This window comes from Tolypothrix sp. VBCCA 56010 (assembly GCF_050875635.1).
GTDB lineage: Bacteria > Cyanobacteriota > Cyanobacteriia > Cyanobacteriales > Nostocaceae > Hassallia.
The window spans coordinates 1-10,533 of the sequence record NZ_JBPAOH010000209.1 but is presented as its reverse complement, the minus strand read 5'-3'; the positions used below and the strand labels follow the sequence as shown (position 1 = coordinate 10,533).

Here is a 10,533-nt window from a genome sequence, read left to right as displayed (position 1 = left end):
CAATCCTAGTCTTGCTGGTTCAATATTTGCTGAATAAAAAGTATCATCTACTACAAAATTTTTTAGCGATCGCCCTGAGGAGAAAACTTTTTGGTTTACTGAAATTATTCCAGTCTCCTTTAGTGGTATTAGGAATCTTGCCAGTGTTAGCACCTTGCCCCAAATAAAATACAGCCTGTGAGGTATGGTCAATCTGGGTAATGATTGAAAGCATGTTCGCGCTCATTGGCGGTTCCGGTTCGGGGTCGTCTTTGGTAGGGCGTTGTTTACCGGGCGCTTGTCTCAAAGTGCTATCGACTTCATCAAATATCCAAATACCAAAACTACCTTGATACTTACGTCCACATAACCCGGTTAGCTCTGCCACGCCTCGAATGCTATCTTGATGTGTCTTACCTGTACTGGGAAAACTCCAATTATCTTTGCGACTACCAGCTTGAGGATTGTACAGCTTAATAGCGTCGATGCCTTTCACCTTTTTGTGTTGCAGTTGCTCTGATACAATCCGCTCTGTTAGTGGACTTTTACCAGCGCCGCTACCCCCGGTAATTCTAATTCGGTTCCATTTCTTAGCGTGTTTTTTCCAAGTGTCCCAACTCCTAGCCAAGCGGTTGATAGATTCATCAGAAAGTTCATCAACTTCTTTTTTAACTGATGGGCGTAACTGAACTGTGAGGATTAAAGTACAATTTTGTCGGTTAAATTCAGCGGTTGGTAGTGTTCCTTTCAGTGCTGTAGTGTAAGAAGCTAATTGTTCGTGTAAGTTATCAGCAAACAATTCTTTTTCGGTTAAGCCTGAATTGTTCCTAATTCCAAAAGTGAGAGTGTAACCTGTTGATGTTTCTGTCCAGTCTAAGCAATCAAGTTTGTAGCCTAATTTATAGTAATGTTCGCTGATTTGATTACCTGCCTCAACAATCTTGCCACTACCGTAAAACTGTTGTGGTTTTTTGGCTTCATCTAATTGCTGTTTTAGACTTAATTTCTCTAAAGATAATTTCTCTATTTGAGCAATTAAGTCAAAAACTTGACCTCGCATTTCTTCTAGGGAATTGACGTTATCCTCCAACTTTTCACCTAGATTATCAAGTTGATTTTTTTGAAAAGCGTTGTACTCACCAAGTAAATCTTTAGCCTTGGTTATTGGTGTATGAGTCTTCGTGATATCAGCCAAAGTGCTGTAAGCATCTTCTAAAGAGCGTCTTTCATCAAGGTTTAAGAGGTTTCTGAAGCGTGTCTTTAGTGCTGTTTGCTCATCCACAATACGAGAATAAATGTTCAGAATGTCGGTAACAATATCAGCCAAGTCACCGTCAATACCTTCTATACTTCTGAGTAGCTCGCAGTGAGTATCATAGTGAAGCTGCAATTTATCCTTGAAAGGTATTAAATTTTCATGAATAGCTTGATAGTCTTGACTCTCCAGTTTTTTGTTAATTGATTCATCCAAACTGTTGAAAAACTTATAAATGCGTTCGTTCAGATGCTCAAATATCAACCCTTTGAAAATGTCAATTAATTCTTGATATCGCATGTCCTCTTGTTGTAGTTTTGAGTCTAGCTCTAGGGTTTTACTTTCAAAGTCAACAACCAACTGATTCACTTTGCCTTGTAAGACTTCAATAACTTGTTTTTTCAGGATGACCTCATCGCTTGCCTTAGAAAAAGCTTGTTGTAACTCATCTCTTAGGGCTTGAGTTTCCCTTAAAACTTGAGTTTGCTGCTGATACTTGGTGTTTAATATTTGCCATTCATTATTATGTTTAGCTACGATGCCAGCTAGTTGATTGTTAGCTTTATTGTGGTTGCTTTTACTAACAAACTCACTACTAATAGCCACACTTGCAGAAGCTAAAATGATATTCATTGCTAGAGGTTGTTTTGATTTAGCAAAACTGAGAACCCCACCAAGACATAATAGAGAAGCCACGACAGTAAGACCGCGTGATGCAGATTTGAGAGAAATACTCATGATTGTTTCTAAGATTTAATAGTTTGAGAGGGAGTTTTTAGCTCCCTTATTTTTAAGCTTCAATCAACCGCGCTTCTAATTCCTCTCGCTTGATGTCGTTGTCTCTGTGACTGCCTTCAATATCAAGCCTGAGTCTGTCATTTTTAGTTTGTTGTAGTTCTAGTTTGAGTGTCCACTCATCCTCAATCCCGTGGGTGAGATTCATAGTTCCCTGTGTGGCTACACGTTGTTGATATAACAGTTCTTCAGTCTGTTCTAACTTCGATTGCTCTGTTAAATATTTAGTATTAGCAATCTCATTTTTTACTACCTTAGTAGCTGTTTCAATACCCACAGTAGAGAAGTCTACAAAGTCGCCAATTAAACGGCGTTGTTCTGTGGCAACTGCTACGACTTTTCTACCCTGCTTAATCTTCTCCAATCGAACTTCGAGAGCGTTGTTCTGACGCTGGATTTTGAGTTTCTCGCGGTTGGCGTCAGCCGCTTTCATTTCTGGGATATTGGCATCAGCAGAATATGGATCTGTTCCCAATAAATCGCTGATTTCAATTTCTTGAATTCCGTATTCGGAGGCTATCTGAGAAGCTTTATTTAGGGATTGTTTAGCATCGTCAGTTACGGTGCTGCTACCACCATTTACAGCTTGACGAACAGTCCGAGCAGCGCGTTCTACGGTCTTCACCCCTTGGGCTACCGTCTGAACTCCATCGGCAACCGCATTAACGGTATCGGCGGGTTTTTGGAACCGTGCCTTGATTCTTTCCATCGCTTTGGCGTGGTTCTCTTGCGTCTGTTCCTCAACACTTTTACCTTTTTCGGCTGCATAGCGCTTGGAACCGGTGAGAGAACCATTTTCGCGTTTTTTGACTGGCATTATTTTGTCTCCCGTGGTTTTTGAGTGTACAGACCGAAGATGCTCCCCTGCTTAGATACAATTGCGTTTTTGCTGCATTTAGGATAAAGTTCTCCATGCCAAAACCAACCGACGAAACCTTTTCGGCAAAGCCAAGAAAGTTTTTTATTTTCTGCGACAGCAGGTGTTACAGAAATCAACAAGACAGTAAGTAAAACAAAAATAGAAGTCTTCATTATCAAAACTCCATTTCAAGACCCGCATCAATCAGGCGTTGAATCATTGGGTCGATGTGGTTGCGATCGCCGTCGTGGTTAGGAGCAAAAGCAGGCTGAAAAGGCTCAAAAGTACTCGCGTCGAAACCGAGCGGCGCTTGCGGTTGTGGCTGTGGCGCTGGTTTATTTCTGAATTGATAGCCAAGCCCTTTTATATCGAGCAGAACATAATTAAGAACTTCTGAGATGTCTGTGATTCCCATCTGTGAAGCCAGGGATTCTAAATAGGCTTGGTTATGCTTTTTGATTGAAAGTCTCATGGTAGGATTGTTGCTGTAATTACGTTTTGCGGCGTGATGCATCCCTTGCAGGATTAGTAGAAGTCCGGGTTGATTGGATTCAGCGCCGGACTTTTGGCTTAAATTTGTGAGCAATTCTCGCGCCGTTCGCCTCCACGATGGCAATCAATTACTCTTGTGCCGTCTGGATGACCGTTGTTAGGCGGTTGGTAGTCATCTGCTAGGGCGGGGCTGATAAAGGCGATCGTGCTAACGAGGGAGCCGTTATAAGGCGGTTGGTAGTCGGCTGCAAGTGCGGGGCTGGTAAAGGCGATGCCTGCACTAATCAAAAAACCTGATACAATTTTCATGGTTCGATTACGAAGTAGGTATTTGGACTGCAACCGGGCAAACTTTCTCAGGGCGTGCCCGGTTGAGGAATTACTTGTGCTGCGCTATCTAGGTAGCTAGCGATTTCATTAAGTCCACGCTTTTTAAAAGCATCAGACAGCCCGAAAAGGAATTCATCATGGTGGAATTCGCAAGCCTCAAAAGCAGTTAGAAAGTCTTCTACAGCGCGGGTGTAGGCTTCTTTGCGGTAGTCATCAATTAAGTTTTCAAAGTTCTTCATTCATGATTTTGGGTGTGAATATGCGTGGAAATCCGGCACGAGAACTGGGTTAAGTTTCCGCGTGGTAGGGGGTTTTGCGCTTTTGTTTTTTTAATTCAGAACACTTCTCATGTTATGAGATATGCTATAAAGAGTCAATATGACATGAGAACTAAATTTCCTTAGTTTGGGAGATACTGTGAGAGGTAAGAGTATGTATTCTGAAGATATGCGAACTGAGAAAATAAATTTTACGTGTGAGTCGGAGGATAAAGAATATTTAAGGCAATGGGCAATAAAGGAGGGGAGAACTTTGAGCAATTTAGTAGAGCGGATAGTTAAAGAAGCTATTGCTAGGGACAAGGCAAACCTTGAAACAGATTTGCATAGAGAAGGGAAGGGAGCAGCGTAAATAGTGCGAAACTCGCAAGCCTCAAAAGCACTCAGAAAGTCTTCTACAGCGCGGGTATAGGCTTGTTTGCGGTAGTCATCAATTAGTTTTTCAAAGTCAGCCTCACTCATAGTTTTGGGTGTAAATATGCGTGGAAATTCGGCACGAGAACTGGTTTAAGTTCCCGCGTGGTAAACAAGTTGGCGTATTTGGGTTTATAAGTGATAGTATATCCTAACGTTCACCCGTTATAACGTTATCAAAAAGGAATGTTTAAAAAATCTCATGTGAAAATAGTAGAGAAAACTATTGGAACTAATGATTTGGGCAGGAGAGAAAACCCTGAATATTCGCGTGTTACAGGGTTGGTAAACCGCGAATTAGCCAAAAGGCTTCGGGTATTTGTTGCAACCACAGAAACCACAATCTCGGAAGTGGTTGAAAAAGCGGTGCAAAAATATATTGACGAGTTTGAGGCAGAAGCTAATTCTACAGAAAACGCCAATTCTCAAGCAAAAGGACAAGGAAGGGGCGTGGCATGAGTGGCAGTAATCAGCCAGACGACGGTATAGAGAGGGTAGAGGGAGAATTTGACTATTCGACCGAGGAAAGGTACTGGCTACCAGCCGCGTCAGAGGAACGCTGTAAAAGGATAGGAAGAAAAAGGGGGATGCGATTGGTTAAAGTCGTTGACACCAAGAAAAACCCTTTACCAATAATTTGTATTTTTGAGGACTACCCAGATGAGTGAAACGACTACCCAGATACCAGTTAGCGAATTAATTCCAATGCTGTCCGCTATTAGCGATCGCAACTGGGAACGTTTTAAAGAAGTTGAGAATCAATTTGTCGCCATTCATGGTGTAGAAGCATGGGAAGATTTTTTTGCCTTTCGTCTCAAGCCAGCCCTAGACAGAGAATCTGACAGATGGCTACTGCAACAGTGGTGTAGTGAGGGCATTATTTCGGTTAAAAACGTAGTAAACGCTCTTTAGCGCGTGAAAATCGACCGCCACGGTCAAGCAAAGATTTTGTCTCAGTCAGAAATCCAGCGGTTATTTGCCGATGGCTTGCTTACCACTAGGGACAAAACCCTGTGTGCTGTGATGCTTTACACCGCTTGTCGGATTAAGGAGTGCGTAACCTTAAAAATTAAAGATGTGTACGACTCAAAAAGGAGAGTAAGACCCGAATTGATTATCCGCAAAGGCAACACCAAAGGTAAACTTGCTACCCGTACCATTCCGGTTTTAGATGACTTGCGGCGGTACTTGTCAGTTTACGAGCCACCACTTTCCGCTGATGGCTACCTCTTCCCTGGTCGATGGGGGCGTGGTCATATTCATGAGGATTCTGCTGCTGCCATTTTCAGGTCAGGATGCAAGCGATCGGACATCGAGGGGGCTAGTACCCACAGCTGCCGGAGAACCGCATTAACCCTGATGAGTAATGCCGGTATTCCACTGCGAGTAATTCAGGAAATCTCAGGACACCGCAACCTTGAGCAGCTGCAACGCTATCTTGAGGTGGAACCAGACCAGGTTCGGGGGGCTATTGCTGCTTTGTCAATGTTGTCGCCTGTGTCCGATACCAGCATCGGTAAATGTCCGTTTCCCGATGTAGACCCAAGTATTGATAAAAAAGGTGTGACGCGCTGATGCACGCTATTGTTACATCTCTAGTAGCGTCAGCGCTTGCATTGCCATAACGCGCTTCTTAATAATTGCCCATGATTGTTAAATTTTGTCGGAAAAACTTGCCATATTACGCTTACGCGACATCTGGTAAATTACATCTATTCTCGTATTTAGTATCTTTTAGTTACAACTTTTTGGAAATACAGGCAGAGCTTACATTTTTATAGACTAAGCTGGAATCGCCCTTAAAAAGTAATTTCGACGTAATACACCATGACGGTATTTGCTTTCAGAATTAATGCAACTACGCTTCAAATTCTCAAGAATTTAGCGCGGAAAGAAAGAACAACATTGTCTGATTTGATACGTTTAGCAATTAGCCAGTATTTAGATAATTTGATAAGAAAAAGCTGATAGCAGTCCCAAGCTTTAAACGCGGATCGTCTCTCTAGTAGTAGTCATCTAGAACCACATCTAGAACCACATTAAGAACGATTAGTAGTCGTTCGGCTCAGAGCCTGATACCAGGCAAAACAAAATTAAACGTATTACAAGTTTATCGATTTGTTGACGATTCGCAAAATTTAAAGTTTGGGGCTGTCCGCAGACAACTAGACGGACACCCAAAATGGAAAAAACTTCAACTCCTTACACAAAGCGGCTTGCTTCGATTCAATTTACAGGAATTATAACGCAAGACATCCCGCAAAGTCAATTAATCCGAATTGCCGAAATATCGAAATACATTAGCGATTTAGCAATTTTCATGTTGCCAAACCTTCAAAGCTTGGAGGTGGTGGCATGAAAGATTATCGATACGAAATTAACGAATTATCGGACTACATCGCCGATCGCTCCTTTACCGAAGCGGCTGAATGGCTTGAAAAGCGCGGCGTTTCTGGTGATTTGGCGATTTTTGTAATAGCCAGCCTTCAAAGTTTGGAGGTGGCAAGATGAAAGTCTGCCCGCACTGCGGCAACGAATTTCGGTACAACGTGGTGGTTGATCGCCGCACTAAATTTAAATATTTGCGAAGTGGTTGCTGTGATGTTGCGCTTCGCTCTTGTCCCGATCCAGAAATGTTGATGCGATCGGCTCACCTGAGCGAAGATGAGCGCGATTACCTGAAAAGGCTCATTCCCTTACCCTGGTTTGGTGGTCAAATTGTAGCTGTACTTCTACAGCTTGAGGCAAAAGTACAGCAAGCATCAAAGGAGGTAGTAGCGTGAGCTTCACTCCCACCTCTAGTAACCGCCGTTGCCCAATCTGTGAGGACACTAAAGGAAATTGCAGGCATCACCATGAGGAGGGCAAGCACCTGTGCATGAGCTTCACTGACACTCGCAAAGGCGAAAGTATCAACGGCTACAAGTGCGTGGCACATTTCGACCTGTGGGCGGCTTTCTGCCTTGACAATAGCCAGGAGTGGACGCAATCCCAGCGCGAAAATTGGCTCTCTGAACAAGCTGCCAAGCGCCAACAGCAACAGAAGCAACATCAAGATTTTTTGCAAGGCTTGTTATCCGTTGAGCAGCGTAACAAGGAATATCGCGCCATTACCGATAAACTTTCACTTAATAAATACCACGTTCACAAAGCTTTAGCCAAAAAGCGCAAGTTGTATGAAAATGAAATCTGGTTCGCCTACAACCAAGGCTGGGTAAGGACTTGGCAACCTGGATTAGAAATTAAGGGCATTTCACCCAAACTTGCTGGCATTAACCCACAAACCAATACACTTACGGGCGTTAGAGGAATCGCGATCGCTGCCACTGACGGTCAAGGTCATATTGTCGGATACCAAATTGCAGCTGACGACCGCGATAAATACGCTAAGTACATTTGGCTGTCGAGTCGGGGTAAAGGCGGCAACTCGCCTCACCTGCCTAATGGCGAATTGCCTTTGTTTGTTTGGAGCCATCCATCAGCAACTGAAATCACAGAAACCTGGTTACTAGAAGGTAGCCTAAAATCGCTTATTACAGCCCTTAAACTTTGGCTCAGGGAGAATCGCACCGATATCCAGGTCATTGGCGCTGCTGGGGCTAATTTCAAAGGCTCGTCAGAAACTTTTAAGCAGGCTCTTGCAGTTCAAAATACCAAAACAGTCAAGCTGTTCCCTGATGGTGGTGCAATTTACAATCAACAGATTGTTAAGAATTACAAAGCTGCTATCGACTTGGCGGTGTCTGATGGTTTTGATGTTTCTGTTGGCTGGTGGGGACAGTACGAAAAAGCCGGAAATGATATTGATGAAATTCAGAGTTTTGGGATAATTAACTACATTTCCCGATCTGAGTTTTTTGAATTAGCTGATAAAAGTGCTGACTCAGTTCAGAACAATTCGCAACCTACAGAACAAACTACCACAGATGAAAGTGAAGAATCCTCACAGCTAGACTCTCAACCCGAACAACAAGCTAATAATTGGCAGTGGGATAAGTGGCTCAGAAGCAGAAAATTTACCCCAGATGTAGTTATTAATCAAGCTGAATTTAGTTTTGATAGTATCGATATTCCTCAATCTGATGCAATCATCGCTGTTAAATCTGGCTTAGGCACTGGCAAAACAAACGCATTACTTAATGAGGTAAAAAAAGCAAATCTTAATGGTTTAGGTACTTACATTCCGGGTCATCGCAACAATTTATTATTGCAAACAACTGAGAGAGCATTAGCAAACGATATCGCGATGTATCACCTTCACCTTGACGATGAAGGGCATCTCATGTTATTGGACAAAGAAAGTAATATCGTTTCCTGTATTGACTCATTCAAAAAAGTAGATGGTCACATCAAAGGTAGAGATATTCACATTGATGAAACATGTTCTGTGCTTTTATATGCTGTAAACGGCGGCACTCTAGGAAATGAGCAAGCCACCATTTTACGCATATTTAAAAAAATACTTGTAGAAAGCAATAGAATCTTTTTGTACGATGGAAATCTAGCAGATATTTATGTTGACTTTGTAGCCAAAATAGCAGCGAAAAAGCATGTTGTTAAAATTGAGAATCTCCAAAAAATTCCGCCTCACAATATAATTTTGATTGAAGGTATAGACGAAGATGGTGAAATTAAGAAACGTGATAGAAGTCCGTTAGTTAATTTTTTACTTAGACCGGAAGTAAAACCCTGGATATTTGCCGATTCCAAAGAAAGAACCAAAGTATTTTACAAGCTTCTAACAGAATCTGGCAAAAATGGATATGTTTTGAATTCCGAAACAACTTCTGAGGATTGGGCTAAGAAATTCTTGGCTGATCCAAATAAATTCATTTTAGAGAAAAAACCAGATTTCATTATTCTTTCTCCTACTGCTGAGAGCGGGATTAGTTGTACACTAAACGGGTATTTTACGCACAAATTCTCTTTCTATGCTGGGGTATTAGCAACAAATAGCCAACACCAATCTATGATTCGGTTGCGTGATAATAGCACGCCTCATTACATTTCCTGTCCAGAATTTTCAACCATTAGAGATAGGTCAACTCCAACGACTTACTTAGAGAAGGTAATGGGTGAAATCCTTAAAGATAGAATCACCCAATCATTAATCCTCGCCAGTGAATCTGCGGAAAACCCTCAAAGTGCAAAAGAGATAATGCAGCAGGCTCTCAAGCGTACTGATGATGATTGGTTAAATTTTTCTTTGAAATTGGCTGTCCTAGATAATTTTGAAATGGATAATTACCGGAAATGCTTAATTCATGCATTGAGGGAAGCCGGACACAACGTCACAATTGAACAGTGGGATACCTCGATTTCAGTAAAAGAAGCGGAATCAGAAGCCAAAATAGAGATACAAAAGGAACACGCCAAAGAAGTATTTGAGGCGGTTGAATTTAATTCGATTGAGGAAGCCAATAGAAAAGCAAAGGCAAGTCCCAACAAAGCAACGCAGCGGCGTATTGAGAAAACCCGTTTGTTCGATAGACTTCCAGATATTAATTTATCTGAAGTTTGGAGTGATGATTTTATTTACCATTGCAAAATCAAAAACCGCGAATTCATTCGACAGCAAGAGCGTTACTGGCTTTTGAAAAATTACGATGTCTCCCAAAAGCGTCATGAGTCAATCTGGAATCACGCGGCGCTCTCAGAGGATTTCTTTAGCCGTCAAGTTTCAGCGATGGGGCATGATGTTATTTGGGCGTTACGAGAATTAAAAATTCTTGATTTTACCACCCGCTCGATGGAGTATCACAAAGATTCCCAAGAGGTTGTTAATTTAGTTGATGCTTTACGCAATCGCAAAGATATCCAGCGAGCTTTGTGTATTAGCCGAGTTGAACCAGAAACAATTAACGGTGAAGAACGGTTAAGAATTTTGAGTAGTCTGCTTAATCATATTGGGTATAAAACACAATTTCTCCAAAAGAAAAACATTAAGACTGATAGCGGCATTACAGAAGCGAGACATTACCGAATAGTACCAATCGGTACCCCCCCACCTGTTAAGAAGCTAAAAAAAAGCGACACACCCCCCCTAATTGTTAATAAGCCAGAGGGGTGTGTCGTTCCTCCCCAAGCTACCAACAGCGACACACCCCCCCTAATTGTTAATAAGCCAGAGG

The 10,533-nt window shown here is 42.1% G+C and carries 16 protein-coding genes; 10 read left to right on the top strand and 6 right to left on the bottom strand.

Annotated elements, in window-relative coordinates; all coding sequences use genetic code 11:
* Positions 1 to 43: 43 nt before the first annotated feature.
* From AABK37_RS37530 to AABK37_RS37505, 6 genes are read right to left on the bottom strand one after another with little or no spacing between them, the layout of a single operon-like run.
* Positions 44 to 1,972, bottom strand: a complete 1,929-nt coding sequence (locus AABK37_RS37530) for a hypothetical protein (RefSeq protein ID WP_432556532.1) — start codon at positions 1,970 to 1,972, stop codon at positions 44 to 46.
* Between the two features lie 52 nt (positions 1,973 to 2,024).
* Positions 2,025 to 2,846 carry a hypothetical protein gene (locus AABK37_RS37525; protein ID WP_432556531.1) on the bottom strand — a complete coding sequence of 274 codons (822 nt, stop codon included), beginning with the start codon at positions 2,844 to 2,846 and terminating at the stop codon, positions 2,025 to 2,027.
* Positions 2,846 to 3,061 (bottom strand): hypothetical protein, encoded by a 216-nt coding sequence (locus tag AABK37_RS37520; RefSeq protein WP_432556530.1) that lies wholly within the window; start codon positions 3,059 to 3,061, stop codon positions 2,846 to 2,848. The genes AABK37_RS37525 and AABK37_RS37520 overlap by 1 nt, the downstream gene beginning before the upstream one ends.
* 2 nt (positions 3,062 to 3,063) lie before the next feature.
* Positions 3,064 to 3,474 (bottom strand): hypothetical protein, encoded by a 411-nt coding sequence (locus tag AABK37_RS37515; protein ID WP_432556529.1) that lies wholly within the window; start codon positions 3,472 to 3,474, stop codon positions 3,064 to 3,066.
* On the bottom strand, positions 3,459 to 3,689 hold the full coding sequence (locus tag AABK37_RS37510) for a hypothetical protein (protein WP_432556528.1): 231 nt from the start codon (positions 3,687 to 3,689) through the stop codon (positions 3,459 to 3,461). The genes AABK37_RS37515 and AABK37_RS37510 overlap by 16 nt, the downstream gene beginning before the upstream one ends.
* 47 nt (positions 3,690 to 3,736) lie before the next feature.
* Positions 3,737 to 3,949, bottom strand: coding sequence for a hypothetical protein (locus AABK37_RS37505; protein ID WP_432556527.1), 213 nt, complete (start codon positions 3,947 to 3,949; stop codon positions 3,737 to 3,739).
* 193 nt (positions 3,950 to 4,142) lie between these two features.
* On the opposite strand from AABK37_RS37505, the gene AABK37_RS37500 reads away from it, so the two are divergent.
* The 10 genes from AABK37_RS37500 to AABK37_RS37455 all read left to right on the top strand — a co-directional run.
* Complete coding sequence (locus AABK37_RS37500) at positions 4,143 to 4,340, top strand: ribbon-helix-helix domain-containing protein (RefSeq protein ID WP_432556526.1); 198 nt, start codon at positions 4,143 to 4,145, stop codon at positions 4,338 to 4,340.
* A gap of 248 nt (positions 4,341 to 4,588) precedes the next feature.
* Complete coding sequence (locus AABK37_RS37495; protein ID WP_432556525.1) at positions 4,589 to 4,861, top strand: hypothetical protein; 273 nt, start codon at positions 4,589 to 4,591, stop codon at positions 4,859 to 4,861.
* Positions 4,858 to 5,070, top strand: coding sequence for a hypothetical protein (locus AABK37_RS37490; protein WP_432556524.1), 213 nt, complete (start codon positions 4,858 to 4,860; stop codon positions 5,068 to 5,070). Before AABK37_RS37495 ends, AABK37_RS37490 begins: the two co-directional genes overlap by 4 nt.
* Positions 5,063 to 5,314, top strand: coding sequence for a hypothetical protein (locus tag AABK37_RS37485; protein WP_432556523.1), 252 nt, complete (start codon positions 5,063 to 5,065; stop codon positions 5,312 to 5,314). Before AABK37_RS37490 ends, AABK37_RS37485 begins: the two co-directional genes overlap by 8 nt.
* 3 nt (positions 5,315 to 5,317) lie before the next feature.
* On the top strand, positions 5,318 to 5,977 hold the full coding sequence (locus AABK37_RS37480; protein ID WP_432556522.1) for a tyrosine-type recombinase/integrase: 660 nt from the start codon (positions 5,318 to 5,320) through the stop codon (positions 5,975 to 5,977).
* A 252-nt stretch (positions 5,978 to 6,229) separates the two neighbouring features.
* On the top strand, positions 6,230 to 6,370 hold the full coding sequence (locus AABK37_RS37475) for a ribbon-helix-helix protein, CopG family (protein WP_432556521.1): 141 nt from the start codon (positions 6,230 to 6,232) through the stop codon (positions 6,368 to 6,370).
* 214 nt (positions 6,371 to 6,584) lie between these two features.
* On the top strand, positions 6,585 to 6,761 hold the full coding sequence (locus AABK37_RS37470) for a hypothetical protein (protein WP_432556520.1): 177 nt from the start codon (positions 6,585 to 6,587) through the stop codon (positions 6,759 to 6,761).
* Positions 6,758 to 6,913 carry a hypothetical protein gene (locus AABK37_RS37465; protein WP_432556519.1) on the top strand — a complete coding sequence of 52 codons (156 nt, stop codon included), beginning with the start codon at positions 6,758 to 6,760 and terminating at the stop codon, positions 6,911 to 6,913. Before AABK37_RS37470 ends, AABK37_RS37465 begins: the two co-directional genes overlap by 4 nt.
* Complete coding sequence (locus AABK37_RS37460; protein WP_432556518.1) at positions 6,910 to 7,185, top strand: hypothetical protein; 276 nt, start codon at positions 6,910 to 6,912, stop codon at positions 7,183 to 7,185. The genes AABK37_RS37465 and AABK37_RS37460 overlap by 4 nt, the downstream gene beginning before the upstream one ends.
* A gap of 95 nt (positions 7,186 to 7,280) precedes the next feature.
* Positions 7,281 to 10,533: plasmid replication protein, CyRepA1 family (locus tag AABK37_RS37455; protein WP_432556517.1), on the top strand; the 3,253-nt coding region annotated here is incomplete at its 3' end.